The following is a 22158-nucleotide window of genomic DNA, read 5'->3' on the forward strand; positions in this document are numbered from 1 at the left end:
AGGTAATGTGGTTAATCTTGTAGAACTTTGCAAGAATCTAGAGAGAAAAATAGCAAAGTTATACCAATTCTCATTATTAGTGAATCAAATAAGCGATATTGTAGAGTTATTTAATTGTGGAGTGAGAAAGAAAGGCAATAGTATGGCTTTTTTTCCATTGTTATCTATCCGTTTATTGTGCAGTGGGAATTGGTATTAGCTGAACGGACACTATTGTTATACTATATCTTATATAAAATTGTGCAATATGGACAATGGCAACAAATTTACTAGCGAAATTCAGTGATTTATGATTGATAATTAAAGTTCTTAATTAGTAACCGTTCACACTTAATTCTTCAATCTCACTAATAGAAAGGCCAGTAAATTTGACAATAGTGTTGACATCAACATTGTTAGCCAGCATTGCTTTTGCGACTTCGATTTTTCCTTCGATTTTTCCTTCCTCTTTACCGATTTTGATGCCTCTTTCTTCGCCAATTTGGATGCCTTTTTCAGTAGCAAGGTCAAGTCTGTATTCAAGAATGGCTTCTTCTTTCCGTAGATCCATTATTCTTTCTTCATAAGCTACTAAATCTTTTTCATTCCAGCTAAACCTGTCTAATTCATCGTAGGCTAACTTTATTATTGGTGCTTTTTCTGCTATTTTCCTTAAGTCTTCTTCCGTAGTTTCATCTGCATATTTGAAGAAAAATAACCAACGATCCACTATGCTTTCTAGCTGTTCTTCCTTATTCTTAGGAAATTTAGGTAGTTCAATAAATACAAATTGAAAATCTTTTAAGTCATGCTCATTGGTTTTCTCATCTCTTATAGTGTGGCTGGATATATAATCAAGCTTATCAGGAAATAAATTACAATTAGAGATAGCAATAAAGAAAACCTTCTTTAAATCAATGTACTTACCAGATTTATCAGCTTGCCTTGAGTAAGCCTTAGCAGCATATAGTTGAGCTCGTTTTTCGAAGCCTTTATCACGAGCGAGTTGGTCAGGTAAGGAAGCAGTATTACTACTACCCCCTCCCTTAGAAACGCAGCATGCAGGTTTCCCAACACTACGCTTGAGCCCCTTATCTAAGTTCTTCTTTTCTAGAACCGGCTTGTCCTTCATGATTCCTCAGGAAACATCATTCTTAATGGTGACACCAACAGTAGAGAACCTTCTCTTGAGAAAGAGCTTGCTAACATTCTTGTTCGTTTCACTCTCTCATCAAAATACTTTTTCCATTTTAAGTCAAGGGGATTTGCATCCGCTCTGATTTTAACATGTCGTCTGATAGGTATATCAATCAGCTTAAGCAGTCTTAAATACCGTATCTCTTTTGGTTTGTTCTTGCATAGGGGTGCAGCAAAAACCCATTGGCGTTGACCCATTACTTTGAAGTAACGATTCTTTATCCAACGTAATCCTTTACGAGGATGTCCTTTCTTTGCCCATTTCCATAAACTATGCCAAATTTCATTGTCGATCTTTCTAAACGCTTTTTTAGCACACACATGGTGATAGTAACTTCCCCATCCTCTCAGTAGAGAGTTGAGTGACTTAATTACTATAGCCTGAGTGTTCGCTATATTTGCTTTTATCAATGTACGTGCTTTATTAAGAAGTCTTTTAATACTTTCTTTCGAAGGTTTAATAATTAACTTCTTATTATATCTACGTACATTACAACCAAGAAAGTCAAACCCTGTTGTGATAGATGTAATCTTTGTCTTCTCTTCTGACAGAATTAAACCTCGCTCATGAAGAAAAGATGATACTAAAGGCTTAACTTCCTTTTCCAGTACTTCATGTGTGAAACCTGAAATAATAAAGTCGTCTGCGTATCTGATTACATTCACTCCACTTCTGATTTTGTTTCTTTTTCTACTGCCGAGTTTACCAAATCGACTTTCCAATAACTTTTCAAGTCCGTTTAAGGCTAAATTGTCTAGTATTGGAGAAATTATACCACCTTGCGGGGTACCTGCAGTTGTGGGATACAGAGTTTTTGATTCTAGGAAGCCAGCTTTTAACCAACTATGCAGAATTTTTTTCTCCATAGGAATATGCTTCATAAGCCATTCATGATTAATGTTGTCAAAGCATCCTTTGATATCACCTTCAAGTATCCATTGTAGTTGATTACGACTTGCCGGTAACAAATGACAAGCTACTGTAGCATCTGCACAGGATCTTTTAGGTCTAAAGCCATAGGAGTGACGATCACTGATCGTTTCAGCTATCGGTTCCAGAGCAAACAGATATAATGCTTGCATGGCTCTATCTTTTATCGTGGGTATTCCAAGAGGTCTTCTTTTGCCATTAGATTTACTGATATAAATCCGTTTTAGCGGAGAAGGTTTATATCCTCTTTGCTTTAACTGCTTTATTCCTTGAAATTTAGCATTGCAAGTTGACCATAGTTGACGATCTACACCCGCTGTGTTTTTTCCTTGGTTTTCAGTTACTCTCTTAACAGCCAAAGCTTTTCCGCTAAAAGAGCGTGTGAGAAGATGTTGTAAAGTTTTTACCTTACCCCATCTTCCTTCTTGGACAGCCTTAACAATACATCTTTGTAGCCTCACAATAACTTTCTGGCATTTCTTCCATGGCAACTGCTTCCATGCTTCAAAGCTTTTGGTAGATGCACTTACAGGTTTACTTGTAATCATCTGCTTTCCTACCTTAAGTGGTTAACAAAGTTTCTTGTCACGAGGGACCAAACGGAAGTCTGCTCGTTTTCACGCGAATTAATGTTACAAATTCTATCCATTTCGTTACAAAATGGCATTCGCTTTCTCCATTCTCCTTTACCTGCACTTCCATCAGCATTCCTTGCGGTTTGCTTGCCATGTAGGCGAAAATACAGGCTTACCCTGTTTCTCCATTCATACAATAGTGGGTTAGGTGGCTTCTCTATACCGGTGGAGTTATTATTTGCGTACATCTAGAAATGAAAAATGTAACTTATCCACATTACCTTTTGGTCAGAGCTTATCAGCATCTTTAGCTCTTTCATCGTATCGGTACTTATAAAGCTTCACTTACGTTCACCATACCACTAGCCTAGCCCTCCAACCACATGATGCTTGCAGTTTATGCCCCTCTCACGATTGAGCATCTTCTTTTTCAAGAGGAGGTTCATTGTCCGCATCGCTTGGCACCAACCGGTTGCCCGATTCGCACTGATGCGTAGACTCAGACGGCAAAACATCTGGTTTAATAAGTTTTAGAATCCTTTCAGTTTCTTTCTGAATGAATTCCTCTCCTTTTAAACAATATGACCGAAGACTTTCAGGTCGCACCATTTCTAAAATATATTAAATCTTGTTAAGGGGTTAAGTATGGATTACGAAAATGTACAAAAGATATTACTTACTTCTATTAAAAAAGATGATCCTCATAAAGGAATAAAAGAGTTAGAGATTAAGAGATATTGCATTGCATATCAGACATTGTTCCGTGAGTGGGACAGAACGATAATACCGCCTTTTCTTAAGGAGATTTTAGAGGATAAAACTTGTTGGCAAATACCAATAGGAGATACTTCAGAGCAGGTGAAGCTCAACAGGTATACTGTGGGGAGAAAATTGTTAACTGTGAAGTTTAAGGGTAGGCAAAAAAAACTCCTTGATAGTTTTGACCGCTATAGGATTGCCTGCTGGTGTTGTTTTGAAGACGAGATAAGAGCTATTTTTGAGGAATTTAAATCAACATTAGGTAGTAAACCAGTAGAGAGTTTAGTTAAGGGATGTGATAAAGGGGCTTTAATGATTTACTGGTCACATGCTATGAATAACCAAGAACATCAGTTAGAATTAAATAATGAGCATCGATACGTTTACGCTTTTAAATGTGCGATGCTAGAAAAGCATGTAGAAGCCTTGGAGTTCTTCTGGGATAAGTTACAGTCAATTGATTCTGTATCCCCAAAAAGAAAAGAAGATTTATTAATGGAAGTAGCATATAATAAAGGACGTTTTTCTACTGATGATGTTGGGATGGTTGATTTTTGCCTACGTTATCTCGATTTTAACAGATATCATGAATTATTAAAAAGAGATTTTAAACAAAATAAGTATCATTATACGTTAAGTAAGCTCACGGGAAGTTACTTTTTTGAAAGTGCCAAAAGGCTATTTGAACATTTAAAGTTAGAAGATTTATCTCCTGAAGGTTATAGTACATCAATGTTTGGAGCATTAGATTCAATTCTTTCTGTACCAGATGATAATTTTGTTAAATCTGGCAGTGATATGCTTGCCTCTATGTGGAATCATCCTAGCTTTGAAGCACATAGACAACACTTTTTAGATAAGTTAAGTATAGGATACTCATCTAAAAATAGAATTGTTTGTCTGATAAAAAAGAATATGGATATCAAGATATTGCCGGAAATTATTAAATCTCTTAGTCAAGAGCAAATGCAGTCTATTATGGAAGAAGATAAGTCAGAATATGAGGTATTTATGAGAGTGAGAAACAAGCAATTGGATCGTGGAGCAGGTGATAGTCAGTCACCAAGGTCATTGTTGAATATAGAATCTGTAAAACAGGAAGTTACTGATATTAGAAGCAAAGTATAGTGTTTCTGTTTTAGGAAATTCAGTTACTTACACTTAAACGAAAGTATACAAGGAATTTTAGTGAGAGTAAAAGTTGTAAAAGGTTAAAATTAGGAGGAGGCTATGGTTGATAACAATCAACAACAAGCAAAACCACAAGATTTTGAATTAATAGAGTTACTTTTTGGGAAAGTAGATTCTTCAACTTCTAATGCAGTAGATCAGTTAGATCTATCTTTTGAAGCAAGATATCAGTCATTGGTTGATCAAATACAATCTTATTTACATTCTAGTGAAAAGCCTGGCTTTTTTCCTCATAGATTTTTAGGTTCTTTTTCCAGTGTGTTAGATACTAAGCTTAACGATAAGCTAGGAATAAAGAAGTTACATTTTCGTTTTGAAGGGGCAAGAACTTTAAAGGTTGTAGCAGAAACAGAATCCAAAATACATGTTTTTATTTTTACTGAAGATATAGAAGCTCAACACTCTAAGCCTTCAGATGCACATACTAGGAGCTTTGAATTCACCAAGGGCGAGTTCAAGAGTGTAATGGGTAGAGATTATACTGAATTGGATGCTCGTAAGCTTCAAATTGATGTGATAAAAATTCTTAAAGATAAATATGAGTTAGTAAAAAGCAAACCAAATTCAGACAAAGATATAAAGTCAAAGAAGTTATATTTATATCTGAAGAACAACGTATTGGAGTGTAAAGCTAATAATGTATATGGAAATGTTCAAACAGTGCAAATTAATTGTGATGAGTTAAAAGGTCGTTATCTACCTCAAGATGAATTTTTAAAAAAAGCTAAGCAATTTCTAAATAGCTCAGATAAAAACCTTGATGATTTTAGTAAGGAAATATCAAGAATTTTATCAGCAAAAGGATATACTTTAAAGAGTGGTGGAGAAGATGAAAAAATAAACATTAAGCTAGAAACTAACAAGAAAATCAAAGATTTACCTTTTTCTCCTCCAACAGAGTTTCCATTTAAAGAAGTGAAAAAAAAGTTAGGTAAATCTGTCTATCTAGAAAGTTATATTGAAAATCTTGTCAGTTCAGATACACGTCAAGTCAGGGAAAATCTCGAAGAAATTCTAAATTATATTAAAAAGTTCATACCAATTTAGACTTACAAGCTAATGTTTATGGCACTAAAGCTCGTGAAGCTGATCAACATGGTTTTGTAGCAGGAATCTTTGATAATTTTCGGTATCGTGATAATACCAAACTCTATCTGGAACAATTTGCTGGCGGAGGTTATGCTGATATTGTTTTGCTTGTTCGTGGGCCTAATCGTGCTGTTGATTCAGTACCAATTCTTATTGAACTTAAGGCCGGAACTACAGGAAAAGTTAATCCAAATGATGCGCTAGAGCAAGCTAAAGGTTACATTGAAGGTTTTAGACCAAATAAGATGAGGATTTTAACTAATGCAGATAATGCTATTGCTGTTGGGTTAAATTTAGATAATGCGGAACCGTTTAAAACTGAAGTAAAACCTATTAAACGACCACCAGCTCCTTTGATGGAGGATTTTGTAAAATTAGTTCACAGATGGAATAATCAACAAATTTCTGAAGAAAATTTTAAGCAAGAAATAGCAGGTTTATTATCAAGTGAATACCATACTTTTCCGGCAAATAAAGAGACAAAAGATCATTATTATTTCAGTCGAGACATATTAGGTCAATCAATCTTAGTTAACAAAATTGGTCAAGGTCAAAGTAACATAAAAAAGTATATATATTCATATGATGAGTATCCGCTAAATTGGTCTCAGGGAGAGGAGTACACTTTGTCCAGAAGCCCGGTTATGACATTAATATTTGTTCAAGGTGATGAAGGGCAAGAAAAAACAGCATTCATTTTTCATATACGAGAATCCAATACAAAACAATTCTATGCTAATAAAAGAATCCCAGTGCTGAACATACCTAAAATCGGAAAGGTAGGAAATGTCATGGAAATTAAAACGAGTCTAAAAAAGTATGAAACAGGGTTATCCTTTGAAGACCTTTTAAAAATAGAACAGGTAAGTAAATATAAACCAAGTGGTACCGACCAGCAAATTACAGGTAATTTTCTTAAGATACCTAATTCTGAGGAATTAAAGGTAAAACTTGATCAAGCAATCACTTCTCAACATATTTCTAACAGTAAGGTTTCATTGCAAGCCTATAAAATGTTGCTTAGTGAAGTGGCAGATGCGGTTTACCCTATTAAAGATTTGATTACTAATGAAGCAAGATTGCAAGCTGTTCTTAATGGTTTATTTAGTAGTTACAGTGATTTAAAGCTACAGGAGACTTCTGCGAAGACTGTAATTATACCTGAATTTCAAGTAGGAGCAGGTGGTCGTGTTGATATGGTAATTCAAGGTATTGGTCCTTCATCTCAGGGTACTAAAGAATACACTCCTATAGCGCTGGAATTTAAGCTTATAGATAAAAACTTAGATAAAGAAGGAATGAAAAAAGAGGTTGATAAATTAACAAAAGAGCAAAATGTTAGATATGCTAAGGGGGCGGCACTGAAAGCAATTACAGATAATGATAGAATGCTTTTCATGGGTGTAGTCGTTAATGTGGGAGCTAAAGATAAAAATTCTTTCATATTAATGAGTGATGAGTTTATTTCTGCTCAAGTGAGCCATAGTTCTATTGACATAGATATGGAAAAACATTCAGAAAAGCGAAAGGAAATAGCACAAAAGCTCAAGAATATGGCTATACAAGAAGAATTGCCTACCTTAGAATTTGCAACAGCGGAAGGTGATTATCATTACTTGCTTCAACAACACGATATAGCTGATATTGCAAGGGTACAATATGGTTATGGAACTGATACGTTGTTTGAGGTTGTGGGATCACCAGAACATATAGCTGGTCAATTGCAGAAGTTTCAGAATAGCATAACAACAAGGGGTGAAAAACGGCCATTAACTTTAATCGTTAATTTAAATAATAATCATTGGGTTACGTTAGTTATCGCCTATCAAAATGGGGAGTATAATGGGTACTATGTGGACTCGTTGGGTAATAATGTTCCAGGTAATATTCGTCAAGTTTTACAGCAAGCTCAAATTAATGTTAATGATGTTTCTGTTACTCAACAAAAAGATGATTATAATTGCGGCTTATGGGCATTGGAAAATGCTAAAGATATTCATGCTGTGTTGCAAGGAAGTAGAAATAATATTCTTAATGAAGTACGTAGACATTTGCAAGTCCAAGGAAGAGATGAAGGTCATTTTGTGCGTACAAGAGAATATATTTCAAATATATTAAGTATGAATCTGCAACGTATATCTAACCTAGATGTAGTACTTGCTGAAACACAGCAACCTAGAAAGAAGCTTAATCCAAATAGTTGTGTAGGTCTAGCCCATAGAGAACAAGGGTGGTTTTTGTGAGTAAGTTTATATGGAACTTCTATATTCTGGTCTGTGATGCTGACTAAAGGATTTGGCACTTTTAATGCTATTGAAAAAACATTACTCAGTAATTGAGCAGTTTCTAATGGCATTTTTACTATATGCTTATCACATAACATTTGTGCCGCAATTGCTGGGTTTTCATCTAGTACAAAGATGTTCATCTAGGTGTCAAAAGATAAAATCAGATTAAGTCTTTGACTTCGTTAACTGTAAGACCAGTAGTTTGAGCTATGATATCAATAGAAACCCCTGCTTTAAGTAGATTCTTTGCAACTGTCATCTTAGCTTGTTTTTCACCCTTCTCCACGCCAATTTGAATACCTTCCTCCTTGCCTTCAGCTCTGCCTTTTTTATGTCCGATTTGGATGCCTTTTGCAGTAGCATCATCAAGTTTTTGAGCGAGGATGCCTTCTTCTTTCCGCAGATCCATTATCCTTTCTTCGTACGCTATCAGATCTTTCTCATTCCAGCGAAACTTGTCTAACTCATCGTAGGCTAACTTTATTATTGGTGCTTTTTCTGCTATTCTCCTTAAATCTTCATCTGTCGTTTCTTCAGCATATTTAAAGAAAAATAGCCAACGATCTACTATACTTTCTAGCTGCTCTACTCTGCTTTTTGTAAATTTAGGTAACTCAATAAAGACAAATTGAAAATCTTTTAAGTAATGTCCATTGGTTTTTACATCACGTATATTATGAGTAGAAAGATAATCAACTTCGTTAGGAAGTAAGTTACAATTGGAAATAGCAATAAAGAAAACTTTCTGTAGATCAATGTAATTGCCAGATTTATCTAATTGCCTTGAGTAAGCTTTAGCGGCATATAATTGGGCGCGTTTTTCAAAGCCTTTATCACGAGCGAGCTGCATTTCGATGACAAATCTATGACCAATAGAGTCTTTGCAAAGAACATCAACAATACTTTGTTTATCAGAGGCAATTTCAGGATCCATGATAGTACTGAGAAATTCTATTTCTTTTATTTCATTACCACCAGAAAAGCCTAAGATATCGTTTAAAAAGTGTATAAGAATATTTTTGTTCTTCTCAGAGCCAAAGATTTTTTTAAAACTTAAGTCGTTTTTTGGATCTAGAAACTTAGAAAAAGTCATAAGAAATCAACCTAAAAAGCATTAATAATTATACACAATTCTGAAGAAATATTCAACTCTTTTATGCTGAGGTCTATTAAAGTGGTAAATTTAGCTGAATTTCAAGAGTTGGCAAAAAACTACCTTCATAGATGGCCCTAGAATGCTACTATGCACCTTAGACGTCCCTTTATACATCTTTTAATCAACCCTTCTGTAAAGCGCCTTAAAAGACCGGCAAATGGATGCTATGAGTTTGGAGCTGTAGGAGACATCAAAGATACGCTTTTTGGTGTGGGAGCCTAATAAAAATACGAGCGTAAAAACTCAATTACGATTATCGTGAGATTAACCTCTCACACCTTCATAATAAAAAATCAGAAACTTAATATCAACATATTTCAGTAGAAAATTTATGTTAAATCCGTATCCTGTGAGTATGGGCGAAAAAAAGAAGGTTACAATATATACAGATGGAGCTTGTTCTGGAAACCCTGGTCCAGGAGGCTGGGCTGCTGTAGTTATGTATGAAAATAAAAGTGTCTTTATCAAGAAACGTATCTCTGGAGGTGAGGAAAACACAACAAACAACAAAAAGGCTGTAATTAACGGGCTAAAGATGTTAAAAATTTCTTGTGAGGTTATTTTACACACAGATAGTCTCTATGTTAAACAGGGTATAACAGAATGGATCAGCAAGTGGAAGGCAAATGGTTGGAAAACAGCAACTAAAAAACCAGATGGAATTATGGAAAGAGCTAGATGAAGTTGCCTTACAGCATGACGTTAATTGGAAGTGGGTTAGAGCTCACAATGGTAAACGAGGAGGCGGATAGACTGGCTAGAAAAGAAACTAAAAAGCTGAAATACAGAAGTTATGAGATTGAGAAACCATCAAGAAGAAACTCTAAATCTGCTGCAGCAAGTAGGATGAAGCCATCGTCCAAAGCAAATGAAAATTAAGGTCTTTATTCAGAGTGTTTATGATTAGGTATATATGTTTGTTTATGTGAAAAAGAGTGACCGCTAGTAACATTAATAGTAGCCGTATAAAGCATACTAACGCTACAAGATACAAAATAGCGCAAAAAATAAGAAGCTGGAGGTTAAAACGAAAATATACCCTAAAAGATCTAGCAGATAAAACAGGCATAAAATATTACACGCTGCGAAGATATGAACAAGGGATATGTGGCATTCCAGATGAAGAATTACAAGTTATAGCAGATGCATTATCAGTTAGTTTGAGTGATCTACTTCCTAGACAAAAAGTACTCAAAGAAAACAGTTGTTTTGATAAAAGTAAGATCCAATGGATGTACGATTTCATAGGAAAATACACAAAAACAAGGGGGCGAGAATCACGTAAAGCGATTTATGCATTAACCAAATCTATTCGAGCTGAAGAGGAAAATGATGTAAGAGGTTGTCCGGAAACAAGTAAAAGGCTATAATATCTGAAATTTTAGTACGGGGTAAAGATGAGAAAAAAGTATCCAACAGATCTAAGCGAAAGGGAATGGGCAAGAATAGAAAAACACTTCAGAGTATCATACAAGAAAGGAGGAAGGCCGCCAAAGTATAGCAAAAAAGAAATATTAGAAGCAATTTTCTATGTATTGCGTACAGGGTGTCAATGGCGGTATTTACCAAATGATTTTCCGCTATGGAAGACTGTGTATGAGCAGTTCAGGCAATGGAAGAAGCAGGGAATTTTTGAGAAAATGAATTATGAAATTACAAAATATAGTAGAAGAAAAATAGGAATGAATGAGCAGCCGAGTGCCTGTATAGTAGATAGTCAATCTGTAAAGACTACAGAAAAGGGGGGATCAAAGGCTATGATGGAAGTAAAAAAGTAAAGGGTAGAAAAAGGCATATAATTACAGACACTCAGGGTTTTATACTAGGTTGTTACGTAGGCGCTGCTAACGAAAATGATAGAGATGGTATTAAAATAGCATTAAACAATATGAGAACAAAATATACTAAAGTTAAAAAAATGTGGGCTGAAATGGGATACCAAGGAAGAAATTTAAAGAATCACATAAAGGAAGAATATGACATAGATATTGAAATTGTTAAAAGGCCTCCATGTAGATTTTGGGTGCACAAAGATACTCCACCTGAGCTACTACCAACAAGAGAACAAGGGTTTAAAGTACAGCCAAGAAGATGGGTTGTAGAAAGGACTTTTGCTTGGGTTAATAGGAATAGAAGGCTATCGAAGGAGTATGATTTACTCACAACATCCACTGAGAATTTCATATACCTAGCTATGAGTAGGGTTATGTTAAAGAGGGAATATGCTTGAATTTACTAGTTTCCGGACAACCTCTAAAAGCAGCGAGAATAAGAATGGCAAAGAATATGCTAAAGGCAGGATTTGCTACTGATATAATCTACCGAGCAACAGGTTTATCAGCTGATGAATATGATAATAAAGAGGAAAAGGGTTCTAAGCGTCCAAACAAAAGGCAAGAGATGAAAAAGTGGAGGATAATACAGGGATATACGCAAGAGGAATTAGCAAAAGAGCTTGGTGTAGGAGGTCCACAGGTACATTACTATGAACAAGGGAGCACCATGTTCGGTGAAAGGTTATGGGAAATAGCGAGAAAATTGTCAGTGGATGCTAAGGATCTGGTGCTTAAATCAACGGAAGAAGACTGCTGTGAAGACGAAGATGGTGAAGGAGAAAAAGAACTATTAAGTTGGGTGAGAGAGTCTAAAAAAATTAGCAATCAAGAATCACGAGATGAACTGGATACATGGGTAGAATTTTTATCCCAAAGAAGGCAAATTTACAAAGAAAAGATTGATAAAGTAGAGTCAATCAAGGTTGCGAATAATCTACTTATACTAGGTGTTTCTATTGATGATATTTCTCAAATAACTAGCTTGACTGCAGAGGAACTTGAAACCCCAAATAGGCATCTATAGCAGAAACTTCATATAGACTTTTGGAGAAAGGTTACAAATTCCTCCTCGGTTAAAATTTTAATACCCAGCTTTTTAGCCTTTTCGAGCTTTGACCCAGGTTTTTCGCCGACAACCAAGAAGTCCGTTTTATTTGATACACTTGAACTCAGAATTCCGCCTAAAGATTCTGCCTCTGCTTGCATCTCCTTTCTCTCTCTTGACAGCTTGCCAGTAAAAACCACTATTTTTCCGCTAAGAGGGGAATTACTAACATTAGCACTTAAAGGCTCAATCTTTAGTTGAGAAGCGAGATTCTTTACCATTTCAACATTATCCTTTTCAGAGAAGAAAGATATTAATGAATCTATAATCTTTTCTCCTACGCCTATTATGCTCATTAATTCTTCTTCATCAGCAGAATACCAATTTTCATATGAGCCATAATGTTTTGCTAGTAATTTTGCTACGTGTGGTCCGACGTATCGAATCCCTAGAGAACATATAAATTTATCCAAACTCACAACTCTTCTGCTGTTAATGGATTTGAGTAAATTAGATATTGATTTTTCATCCCATCCCTTCAGCTTACTTAAGTTGAAATTTTTGAGTTTTTCTTCGAGAGCAAAAATGTCAGATATAGCTCTTTCCACAGAAGTCCGGATATGATAAGATTAAGGATAGATGGCGATAAGGAGGTTGGATGCCGGCAGCATATAGTTATGATTTAAGAAAAAAAGCAATGGAAGCACTAGACGAAGGGGAAAGCAGAGAAGCAGTGGCAGCAAGATTTAAAATTGGACGAACTACTTTGTGGGAGTGGAAGCAAAGAAAAAAAGAAACAGGCGACTTTCAGTCAAAAAACTCGGTAATGGAGGTTACAATCAGAAAATTATCGACTGGAATAAGTTTATCGAATTTGCTAAAAAACACGGTAGAAAAACTCTGTCGGAAATGGCTAAACTTTGGGGCAACGTTAGTATCGAAACGATCCACCGAGCTCTCAGAAAAATTGGATTTACGCGCAAAAAAAGACATATGGATACAAGGAAAGGAACGAAGAAAAACGTGCTGAATTCTTAAAAATTATAGCAACAAAAGAACCAGAAAACTTAGTGTATATAGATGAGTCTGGGATTGATAACACGGAGGACTATCCATATGGGTATTGCCAGAAAGGACAGCGATTTTATGCCCTAAAATCTGGAAAAAAAACTCAACGAATCAGCATGGTTGCAGCCTTAAGTAGAAGAAAGATAGTTGCTCCATTAACATTTGAAGGCCACTGTAATATGGATATTTTTAATGGATGGTTTGAGCAATTTTTGGCACCGATCTTAGAACCTGGACAAACTGTCATTCTTGATAATGCTACTTTTCATAAGTCTGATAAGCTTATCAAGCTCGCTAAAGGAGTCGGTGCAGAAATTTTGTATCTGCCGCCTTATTCTCCAGATTTTAACAAAATTGAGCATCATTGGTTTGCTATAAAAAACAGAGCCAGGAAAAACATTCCTCTATTCGAATCCTTTCGTCGTGCTGTTGATTCTGCCTTCCTATGACCTATTCGGACTATTATGAGAAATGCTATATTTTCCTTATCAAACCAAGGTCATAAAAGAACTCTATTTGCTTATCACCAAAGCCGGTAATGTCAAAAGCTTCTTTCGAAACAAAATGTTTTAGTTTTTCTATTATTTGGGCTTTACAGGTAAATTCATTAGAACACCTTATGGCTGCTCCTTCAATCTGTACTTCACTTTCACATTCTGGACAGGTATTCGGAAATATAAACTTTGGTGCATTCGGAGAACGAGCATTTTTGTCCACTTCTACAATCTTTGGAATGACGTCGCCTGCTCGCTGCACTACCACGACATCTCCTTCTCTTACGTCCTTGCGCTCTATTTCATCTTGATTATACAGGTTTGCTCTAGTAACGACCACCCCACCTATGTTTATTGGCACTAATTGAGCAATTGGAGTCAATTGGCCTGTTCTGCCGACTTGTACTAATATCTTTTCTATTTTAGTTTTTCCATAAGCTGCAGGAAATTTGTGTGCTATAGCTCCTCTTGGTGCTTTATTGGTACTACCTAGACGATCTTGCAACTCTAAGTTGTTGATTTTATAGACTACCCCATCAATATCATAACCTAATTCATGACGATTATCATAAATCCTGTTATAAAACTTCAGCATCTCGTCCACATTGTTTGCCAAGCATTGATGTTCATTTACACAGAATCCAAGTTTCTTCAACTTGTTTAATACTTCAAATTGAGTTTTTTCTGCTCCACCAATTAAAGAATAGGCAAAGTACCTGAGCGGTCTACTGGCGGTAACTTCTGGGTCCAATTGTCTTAGTGAACCGGATGCCGTATTGCGCGGATTTGAAAATTGGTTATCCTTATTTAATTTTAAAAAATCGTCATTTCTTATGTATATTTCCCCTCTTACCTCCAATCTACCCTTTATACCAGGTAAAGCTTGAGGAAAACCCTTTATGGTTTTTGTGTTATCAGTGACATCTTCGCCTAAATTACCATCACCGCGCGTTGCAGCTTTAACGAGTAAGCCATCAACTATGTTTTTTAAAATTTTTTGAATTTAGTCTCATTTGTTGATAATTTTGTATTTTTATTCAATTGAAAAATGTATTTTGGTAACAAAGATCCTAGTTTATACAGAAAGAAATTTATATCAAACAGCAACCACTGCTTAGATTTTATGGTTAACGAATATGTGCTTTAAATGTGTGTAGACGCACATATCCGTTAACCTATTTTCTATGCAGATTTTTTTTTATTTCATATTAATTGCTTCTTTAAGTCTTGCATTGGCAATTACTATGATTTTTCGCATTAGAGCTGTTATAGCTACCATCTTCTTTTTACCTCTACCAATAAGATCAGAATAAAAAGCACCAAGTGCAGATTTAGATCTTGCAGCAGCCATAGCAGCTGTGAAAAGCTTTGCACGAACATTGCTTCTACCACCTGTTATCCTTCGGTAACCAATAGTTTTACCGCTTTCTTTTGGATGTGGAGCAACTCCAGCAAGACTTGCAACTTCTTTTTTGTTTAGGTGGCCAAGTTCTGGCATTAGACACACAAAAACTTGTGATAACTTGAGACCTATTCCTGGCACTGTTCTCAAGATTTTTTGACGCTTTTGTAACTCTGGATTTTTATCAATAATTCTTTGTATGGCATCGTTGAACTCATTTATCTGACTGGTAAAAAAGTCTATTGTTTTTTGGCAACTTTCCTTTATATAGTCGTTTTCAGGTGCTGCAAGCCTACATTTCTCTTGAGTTCTCATTTGCGTAATGTCATCACGACGTTGACAGAGTGCAACTAAGGCGGTTTGTTCTTTTGACATAGGCACAAATAGAGATAGAGCACTATAGCGTTCAAAACCATATTGAGCAAGGGCTCTTGCATCTGATTGATCTGTCTTTGCTAAAGTTCCATGTGATATGATAAAACTTTTTACTTTACGAGTATTAGCTCGATGTACAGCAACATTCTTATCAACAAGAAAATGTGCTAAGCCAAGCTCATATTTTCCAGTGTTTTCTAAAGTTACTAGAGAATTAGGTAGGATATCTGAAAATTTTTGAAACAACTGTTGCCAACCAGTAGCATCATTGTCAAACTTGATAGCGCTCCTTTGGTTATAAGCTGCAGCAACATTTTTAAATTTTCCGATATCAATGCCAATGAAATTTTGATAAGATGTAATCATAATAAATAACCTCGATAGTTTAATTAATTTAAGATTGTAAACGGGTGCATACATATGTCCCATGCAACTATTCAAACGTATCGAGAGATGGGGCTAGTTTACCTTGATGGCTACGGTTGTAATACCAACTTTCATTCGGTCGCACACGCCCGTGATAGCCCTATTCCTATAGTGAGTAGGGTTATCTTTCCCTCTTATCTCTTTTATATCACATTTTTAACTTACAACTTTCTATGCTAGTTTGCTTGCTTACAAGCAAACTTTTCTGGATCCCAGTGTCTGGGCACTGGGATGACAGGAGAAGGTACTGGGATGACACCCTGACAACCGTCATCCCGCTACTTGTTAGCGGGATCTATGCTAAGAGATACCGCGAATGAATCGCGGTATGACGTAGGACTACTGTCATTCCAGTGCTCCTTTTTTTGTCATCCCAGTGCGTGACACTGGGATCTAGCCTTTATTATTTGGTTGAAATTAAGTTTTCTGGATCCCAGTGTCAGCTACTTTCATGACATCATTATAAAGTAAAATGAGATCCCAGTATCTGGGCACTGGGATGACAAGAATAGGGCACTGGGATCTAGTGGGCTCAAACTACAATGTTTGTACAGCTGTGATCTATATTCTATAGCTGAATAATTTAACAATTCAAAATGAATACATATCCTATTGAGCTCTATATTACATACCAGGTTGCTTTGCCTTTTCCATGCTGAGTGATGTGATTACTCTTTACGAGATTAGATACGTGCTTCTTTAAGGTATTGCAGTTTGCTTTAGTAATATTTTCCAAATCCTTAATTGTAAGACGTCCATGTTTGCTGAGTAGTGCTAATACTTTAGCAGAAAGTGGTGGTAAATAGAGATTTAACACTTTTTCATGTGACACCTTTTGTTCAAGATGAAATTTTTGCTTTTGTAGTGACCTTAAAAAGAATATAAGCCATGGATTAAAATCATAGCTGCTCGTCTTCAAGGATTGTTGAGTACGACGCAAAGCTAAGTAGTAACTCTCCTTATTACTTTCAAGGGAACTGTAAGGTACATAGATATACCCTAACTTTAGTAACAAGAAAGTTGTGAGAATGCGTGATAATCTGCCATTTCCATCCTGGAAGGGATGAATAGCTAAAAAAGTAACTATAAAAATGCCAATAATTAATAGAGGGTGTAACGATTTCACCTCTAATTGCTGGCTAGTCCAATAAATAAGTTCTTGCATTTGTGTTGCTGTCTCAAATGGAGAGGCTGTTTCAAAAACTATGCCCAAGCTTTTTCCAGATTCATCAAACGCTTCAACATGATTGGGGAATTTTTTATATTCTCCCATGTGCCTTTGATCTTTATATGAAAATTGTAAAAGCCAGATGTGAAACTGTTTTATAGTGTTTTCTGTAAATGGCATCTTGTTAAAGTTTTGAAATACTTCTTCACACACATACGCATATCCGGCTATTTCTCGTTCATCTAGAGAACGAAATGAGCGTGTATCAAGTTTGGATAGTAGATGTATGGTCCCAGAGAGTGATGGTATACTATCATCATCATTTAAGGAGTCATTATGGGACAGATATTACATGGGTGCGCCAAAACAACACAGACGATTCGTAGAGCAATACAAAATAGAAAAGAGAGCATAGCAAAACTCTCCAAGCATTATAACCTTAATCCAAAAACTATTATTAAGTGGAGAAAACGTTCATTTACGAAAGATGCTGATATGGGTCGAAAGCATCCAAGATCAACTGTTTTAACGCTAGAAGAGGAAGCTATAATAGTTACATTTCGCAAGTATACACTACTGCCACTAGATGATTGCCTTTACGCTCTGCAGTCTACAATTCCGCATTTGACTCGCTCTAGCTTGCATCGTTGTTTACAAAGACACAACATTAGCAGATTACCAACTGTTGATGGAGAAGTTAAGTCAAAAAAGAAATTCAAACAATATCCTATCGGTTACTTTCATATTGATATTGCTGAAGTTAGAACTGAGGAGGGCAAATTACATTTGTTTGTTGCTATTGATAGGACATCCAAATTTACCTATGTTGAGTTGTGTAACAGTGCTACAAAACCCATAGCTGCTGAGTTCTTACGTAATTTGATTAGAATTTTACCGTATAAAATCCATACTATTTTGACAGATAACGGTATACAATTTACAAACCAGAAGCGTCATAAGTATGCTTTCCAACATATATTTGATAGAGTTTGCGAAGAGAATGTTATTGAACATCGTTTGACAAAAGTTAGCCATCCTTGGACGAATGGGCAAGTCGAGCGTATGAATAAAACTTTAAAGGATGCTACAGTTAAGAAGTATTACTATCAATCGCACCAGCAACTTAAAGAACACCTTTATAACTTTGTTATGGCTTATAATTATGCAAAGAGACTCAAAACTCTTAAGGGTCTTACTCCTTATGAATTTATATGTTATCAGTGGACACAGTCTCCAGAATTATTTATACTAAATCCACACCATCACACTCTGGGACCATACATTTCAATATCTATGTCATATTCTTCCTTTATGTGATTCTTTAAATTTCTTCCTTGGTATCCCATGTCAGCCCACATTTTTTTAACTTTAGTATATTTTGTTCTCATATTGTTTAATGCTATTTTAATACCATCTCTATCATTTTCGTTAGCAGCGCCTACGTAACAACCTAGTATAAAACCCTGAGTGTCTGTAATTATATGCCTTTTTCTACCCTTTACTTTTTTACTTCCATCATAGCCTTTGATCCCCCCTTTTCTGTAGTCTTTACAGATTGACTATCTACTATACAGGCACTCGGCTGCTCATTCATTCCTATTTTTCTTCTACTATATTTTGTAATTTCATAATTCATTTTCTCAAAAATTCCCTGCTTCTTCCATTGCCTGAACTGCTCATACACAGTCTTCCATAGCGGAAAATCATTTGGTAAATACCGCCATTGACACCCTGTACGCAATACATAGAAAATTGCTTCTAATATTTCTTTTTTGCTATACTTTGGCGGCCTTCCTCCTTTCTTGTATGATACTCTGAAGTGTTTTTCTATTCTTGCCCATTCCCTTTCGCTTAGATCTGTTGGATACTTTTTTCTCATCTTTACCCCGTACTAAAATTTCAGATATTATAGCCTTTTACTTGTTTCCGGACAACCTCCTATAGTATTTTCTAAAACGAATGATAAACGTCTAAAATGGTATTACCAACTAAAAGGTGTAAGTTTGTACATTGATGCATTAGAGGTCTGAGGCGACTTTTGATGGTGTGCCAACAATGCTCTATCGGATTTAGATCTTACTATTACCCACAAATATAAATGTTTGTTGCATAGCTCTTAATGGCATAACTTTTGCTTGAAATAACTGTTTATATGGTGCAATTTACAGCTTTTAGTTGCTAAAATTATAACTCTTAGTTTAATAATTTTAATCTAATAAGCTTTCAGGTTAATAAAATTAAATTATTTGAGTAAATACAATACTATGTTTTTATTTGTGGGTAATAGTAAGGCTTAAAGCAAAATGTAGTACGAACGGTAGGTGGATCTAAAAGATCGAATTACAATCCTGTATACAGCATTTTGCATTATTGTTTGATTATATTTATAGGTACAAAAATGGCTAGAATAATTTTCATGGGAGTAGATGTTTCCAAGGAAGCATTGGACATCTCAATTAATGGCAAGCATAAGCGCATAGCAAACGTGAGTGATGCTATATCTAAGTTTATAGAAACAAATATAGTCGATTTACCCATCAAGTTATGTGTAAGCTGGTGGCTATGAAAAGCTCATTATAAAATTGTTGCAAGATAACTGTCCATAAAGCTCACCCGAATCGGGTATATGAATTTGCCAAAGCTTGCAATCATTTTGCAAAAACTGACAAGTTAGATGCTAAATTACTGGAAAAATACGCTGAATTTGTCAGTAAAGACGGTGAAGTAAAAGGATGTATAATTTCACAAAAGCAAGAGGAATTAAAGGAGCTGGGGGCAGTTGAGCGTAATTTAAATGATGCAATTCATGCAAACAAGTGTCGCCTGCAAAGTGCGACGGGAAAAGCTAGAGAATACATAGAAAGACAGATAGGGTTTGCTGAAAAACAATTGAAAGAAATTAGGCAAGACATAGAAGACGCAATAGCTGAATTGAAAGGAAAAAATGAGCTTTTAATCAGCTATAAAGGTATTGGATCAAAGACGGCGAGCGTTCTACTGACAGAGGTGCCTGAGCTTGGTAGATTAGAGAATAGAGAAATTGCATGCTTAGTTGGAGTTGCACCTAAAACTAGTGAAAGTGGAAGAAAAGTTGGCAAAGCTCAAATCAAAGGAGGCAGGTTTTATGCAAGGAAAGCACTATACATGTCAGCTCTTGTTGCTATGCGCCACAACAGAAAAATGAAAGCGTTTTATCAGCGTTTGGTTGATTCTGGCAAAGCTGCTAAGGTTGCATTAGTTGCTGTCATGAGAAAAATTATCGTTTGTTTAAATGCCATGATAAAAAATAACAACTTTTATCTTGACTCTTAAGACGGTAGATGACAGACCATTGATTGTATGGGTTCCATCTGTTATATATAATCTTTTTGAATACGAAGAAAACTGATGAATGAGTATGATATTACGGTTATAGGTAGCGGTCCTGGTGGTTATATAGCGGCAATTAGGGCGGCACAGCTTGGGTTTAAAACTGCAATTGTGGAAAAAGAAAAAAATTTAGGCGGTATATGCTTAAATTGGGGATGTATACCAACAAAATCACTGCTTAGAGCATCTGAGGTTTATAGGCTAATAAAAAGATCAAAAGAGTTTGGTATAGAAGTAAAGGGAGCGAATTTTGATATACAATCAATAGTGAAATACTCAAGAAACGTTGTTGATAAATTGTCAAGCGGTGTTGCATATTTGATGAAAAAAAATAATATCAAAGTTCATCAAGGTTTTGGTAAACTTGCAGGCAATGGTACTATAAAAGTCGTTAGCGATAAGGAAGAACAAGAAATTGTTTCCAAGCATATCATTTTAGCAACAGGCGTGAGGGCACGGAATCTGCCTGGAATAGAGGCAGATGGAGATTTAATATGGAATGCGCAGCACGCTATGACTCCAGAGAGATTACCAAAATCGCTACTAATTATAGGGTCTGGTGCAATTGGAATAGAATTTGCAAGTTTTTATAGTACTTTGGGTGTTGATGTAACAATCATAGAGATAAAGAGCACTATTTTGCCGCTGGAGGATAAGGACATTTCAGATTTAGCACAAGAAATATTCACAAAACAGGGGATAGAAATATATACAAGCAGTAGCGTAAAAGCTCTTACTAAAAGTAAAGACTCTGCTCAAGTGCTACTAAGTAGTGGTGAGAGCAAAGAATTTGAGAGGGTGATTGTTGCGGTTGGAATTCAAGCAAATATTGAAAATATAGGTTTAGAAAATACAAAAATTAAATTAAGCCCTTCTGGCTTTATTGAAACGAATGAATGGTATGAAACTAGTGAATCAAATGTGTATGCAATAGGTGATGTAGCTGGCCCACCATGTTTAGCACATAAAGCGAGCCATGAAGCCGTGATCTGCATTGAAAAGATTGCTGGTAAAAATGCTCATGCGTTAAAAAAAGAATGCATACCAAATTGCACTTATTCTCATCCACAAATAGCGAGCATCGGCCTTACTGAGGAACAGGCAATAAAAGGTGGGTATGATATAAAAATAGGAAAATTTCACTCTAACTTTAATGGTAAATCTGTTGCACTCAGTGAAACTGAAGGGTTAGTGAAAACGATTATAGATAAAAAAACCGGAGAAATTCTGGGTAGCCACATGATAGGTGCAGAAGTAACGGAGTTAATTAGCAATTTTGCTCTTGCAAAGCAACTAGAAGGAACAGACTTCGACATAAAATCTACGATTTTTCCTCATCCAACCATTTCAGAGATGATACATGAATCAGTGCTTGCTGCAGATGTTAAATAGTTGAACTAACGTTCCATCGTTTTAGAGTTGTCAATGTCTTGAGTAGTAGTTTGATTAGGCACTTTAGTTTCAATAGATTGATTACCACCAGCATCAGAATTCTGTAACTCTTCTTTCAATCCCTTAGCTGCTTCTTTAACTTCAAGCTTTGCCTTTGGATGAAGATCTTCTGGGCCTTTTCCTTTAGTATCCAAACCTTGTTGTAGATTAGTGCTTTTCATTTTATTATGCTGCTCGTGCTCAGGTAGGTCAACGACCGAATTGAAAAGAATTTTTATTATATTTTTTAGCAGTTCTAAAAAACCTCCGCTTCTGCCTTCTCTTTGTTCTTGAGGTTTATTTTTCTCATTAGGTTCTTTTTTACTATTACTTTTAGGCATTTTTAACTCAACTATCATAACGCTTAATAAAATTCTACG

Annotated in this window: 19 protein-coding genes and 5 pseudogenes; 13 read left to right on the forward strand and 11 right to left on the reverse strand. The window is 35.7% G+C overall.

All coding sequences use genetic code 11. From position 1 onward, the window contains the following. Positions 1 to 313 precede the first annotated feature (313 nt). The 3 genes from ABWU67_RS02830 to ABWU67_RS02840 form a co-directional block, all read right to left on the reverse strand. Positions 314 to 1111, reverse strand: coding sequence for an Rpn family recombination-promoting nuclease/putative transposase (locus ABWU67_RS02830; RefSeq protein ID WP_353282162.1), 798 nt, complete (start codon positions 1109 to 1111; stop codon positions 314 to 316). Further along, positions 1108 to 2655: a group II intron reverse transcriptase/maturase gene (gene ltrA / locus ABWU67_RS02835; protein WP_353281708.1), complete on the reverse strand. Its 1548-nt coding sequence runs from the start codon at positions 2653 to 2655 to the stop codon at positions 1108 to 1110. The genes ABWU67_RS02830 and ltrA overlap by 4 nt, the downstream gene beginning before the upstream one ends. Before the next feature lie 435 nt (positions 2656 to 3090). After that, positions 3091 to 3288: a hypothetical protein gene (locus ABWU67_RS02840; RefSeq protein ID WP_230609272.1), complete on the reverse strand. Its 198-nt coding sequence runs from the start codon at positions 3286 to 3288 to the stop codon at positions 3091 to 3093. 39 nt (positions 3289 to 3327) lie between these two features. Here ABWU67_RS02840 and ABWU67_RS02845 point away from each other — a divergent pair, with 39 nt between their 5' ends. The 3 genes from ABWU67_RS02845 (at position 3328) to ABWU67_RS02855 (ending at position 7964) form a co-directional block, all read left to right on the forward strand. Continuing rightward, complete coding sequence (locus ABWU67_RS02845) at positions 3328 to 4569, forward strand: hypothetical protein (RefSeq protein ID WP_353282163.1); 1242 nt, start codon at positions 3328 to 3330, stop codon at positions 4567 to 4569. A 102-nt stretch (positions 4570 to 4671) separates the two neighbouring features. Continuing rightward, entirely contained in the window at positions 4672 to 5679 is a 1008-nt protein-coding gene (locus ABWU67_RS02850) for a hypothetical protein (RefSeq protein WP_353282164.1), read from the forward strand. Positions 5680 to 5825: 146 nt separating this feature from the next. Then, positions 5826 to 7964, forward strand: coding sequence for a hypothetical protein (locus ABWU67_RS02855; protein ID WP_353282165.1), 2139 nt, complete (start codon positions 5826 to 5828; stop codon positions 7962 to 7964). Here the strand turns inward: ABWU67_RS02855 and ABWU67_RS02860 are convergent. Both ABWU67_RS02860 and ABWU67_RS02865 read right to left on the reverse strand, forming a co-directional pair. Beyond that, positions 7922 to 8149, reverse strand: a pseudogene (locus ABWU67_RS02860) (pyrimidine dimer DNA glycosylase/endonuclease V); the annotation flags it as partial. The gene ABWU67_RS02855 and the pseudogene ABWU67_RS02860 overlap by 43 nt on opposite strands. A 20-nt stretch (positions 8150 to 8169) precedes the next feature. After that, positions 8170 to 9102 (reverse strand): Rpn family recombination-promoting nuclease/putative transposase, encoded by a 933-nt coding sequence (locus tag ABWU67_RS02865; RefSeq protein ID WP_353282166.1) that lies wholly within the window; start codon positions 9100 to 9102, stop codon positions 8170 to 8172. A gap of 418 nt (positions 9103 to 9520) precedes the next feature. Between ABWU67_RS02865 and ABWU67_RS02870 the strand changes: the two are divergent. From ABWU67_RS02870 to ABWU67_RS02885, 5 genes and pseudogenes are all read left to right on the forward strand, one after another. Further along, positions 9521 to 9917, forward strand: a pseudogene (locus ABWU67_RS02870) (RNase H family protein). Further along, positions 9895 to 10044: a hypothetical protein gene (locus ABWU67_RS07245; protein WP_410541768.1), complete on the forward strand. Its 150-nt coding sequence runs from the start codon at positions 9895 to 9897 to the stop codon at positions 10042 to 10044. Before ABWU67_RS02870 ends, ABWU67_RS07245 begins: the two are co-directional and overlap by 23 nt. A 56-nt stretch (positions 10045 to 10100) precedes the next feature. Beyond that, on the forward strand, positions 10101 to 10535 hold the full coding sequence (locus tag ABWU67_RS02875; RefSeq protein WP_353282167.1) for a helix-turn-helix domain-containing protein: 435 nt from the start codon (positions 10101 to 10103) through the stop codon (positions 10533 to 10535). Positions 10536 to 10562: 27 nt separating this feature from the next. Continuing rightward, a protein-coding gene (locus tag ABWU67_RS02880) for an IS5-like element ISWpi1 family transposase (RefSeq protein WP_353281801.1) occupies positions 10563 to 11395 on the forward strand; the annotation gives its coding sequence in 2 pieces (ribosomal slippage) (positions 10563 to 10932 and positions 10932 to 11395; 834 coding nt in all). A gap of 56 nt (positions 11396 to 11451) precedes the next feature. Further along, positions 11452 to 12024 (forward strand): helix-turn-helix domain-containing protein, encoded by a 573-nt coding sequence (locus ABWU67_RS02885; RefSeq protein ID WP_353282168.1) that lies wholly within the window; start codon positions 11452 to 11454, stop codon positions 12022 to 12024. Between the two features lie 8 nt (positions 12025 to 12032). Here ABWU67_RS02885 and ABWU67_RS02890 read toward each other — a convergent pair whose 3' ends face one another. Further along, the gene (locus tag ABWU67_RS02890; protein ID WP_353282169.1) at positions 12033 to 12653 is read right to left on the reverse strand and encodes a helix-hairpin-helix domain-containing protein; all 621 of its coding nucleotides are present in this window, start codon (positions 12651 to 12653) and stop codon (positions 12033 to 12035) included. A 50-nt stretch (positions 12654 to 12703) separates the two neighbouring features. On the opposite strand from ABWU67_RS02890, the pseudogene ABWU67_RS02895 reads away from it, so the two are divergent. Further along, a pseudogene (locus ABWU67_RS02895) lies at positions 12704 to 13562 on the forward strand (IS630 family transposase). 28 nt (positions 13563 to 13590) lie between these two features. Here the strand turns inward: ABWU67_RS02895 and ligA are convergent. The 3 genes and pseudogenes from ligA to ABWU67_RS02910 all read right to left on the reverse strand — a co-directional run. Next, positions 13591 to 14583, reverse strand: a pseudogene (gene ligA, locus ABWU67_RS02900) (NAD-dependent DNA ligase LigA); the annotation flags it as partial. A 222-nt stretch (positions 14584 to 14805) separates the two neighbouring features. Then, positions 14806 to 15750, reverse strand: coding sequence for an IS110 family transposase (locus tag ABWU67_RS02905; RefSeq protein ID WP_265022222.1), 945 nt, complete (start codon positions 15748 to 15750; stop codon positions 14806 to 14808). A 679-nt stretch (positions 15751 to 16429) separates the two neighbouring features. Beyond that, positions 16430 to 17191 (reverse strand): Fic family protein, encoded by a 762-nt coding sequence (locus tag ABWU67_RS02910; RefSeq protein ID WP_353282170.1) that lies wholly within the window; start codon positions 17189 to 17191, stop codon positions 16430 to 16432. A gap of 123 nt (positions 17192 to 17314) precedes the next feature. On the opposite strand from ABWU67_RS02910, the gene ABWU67_RS02915 reads away from it, so the two are divergent. Continuing rightward, positions 17315 to 18295 (forward strand): IS481 family transposase, encoded by a 981-nt coding sequence (locus ABWU67_RS02915; protein WP_353282171.1) that lies wholly within the window; start codon positions 17315 to 17317, stop codon positions 18293 to 18295. Here ABWU67_RS02915 and ABWU67_RS02920 read toward each other — a convergent pair. Beyond that, a pseudogene (locus ABWU67_RS02920) lies at positions 18259 to 18857 on the reverse strand (IS5-like element ISWpi1 family transposase); the annotation flags it as partial. The gene ABWU67_RS02915 and the pseudogene ABWU67_RS02920 overlap by 37 nt on opposite strands. Positions 18858 to 19376: 519 nt before the next feature. Here ABWU67_RS02920 and ABWU67_RS02925 point away from each other — a divergent pair. The 3 genes from ABWU67_RS02925 to lpdA all read left to right on the forward strand — a co-directional run bounded on the left by ABWU67_RS02925 (position 19377) and on the right by lpdA (position 21739). Beyond that, positions 19377 to 19544: a hypothetical protein gene (locus ABWU67_RS02925; protein WP_155968863.1), complete on the forward strand. Its 168-nt coding sequence runs from the start codon at positions 19377 to 19379 to the stop codon at positions 19542 to 19544. Between the two features lie 323 nt (positions 19545 to 19867). Continuing rightward, entirely contained in the window at positions 19868 to 20290 is a 423-nt protein-coding gene (locus ABWU67_RS02930; protein ID WP_049973639.1) for an IS110 family transposase, read from the forward strand. Between the two features lie 75 nt (positions 20291 to 20365). After that, entirely contained in the window at positions 20366 to 21739 is a 1374-nt protein-coding gene (gene lpdA, locus ABWU67_RS02935; protein WP_151807945.1) for a dihydrolipoyl dehydrogenase, read from the forward strand. 5 nt (positions 21740 to 21744) lie between these two features. Here the strand turns inward: lpdA and ABWU67_RS02940 are convergent, their stop codons facing one another. Next, a complete protein-coding gene (locus ABWU67_RS02940) occupies positions 21745 to 22137 on the reverse strand; it encodes a hypothetical protein (RefSeq protein WP_006279962.1) in 393 nt (130 codons plus the stop codon). Positions 22138 to 22158: the final 21 nt, after the last annotated feature.

Source organism: Wolbachia endosymbiont (group A) of Aleiodes leptofemur, from assembly GCF_964028465.1.
GTDB lineage: Bacteria > Pseudomonadota > Alphaproteobacteria > Rickettsiales > Anaplasmataceae > Wolbachia > Wolbachia pipientis.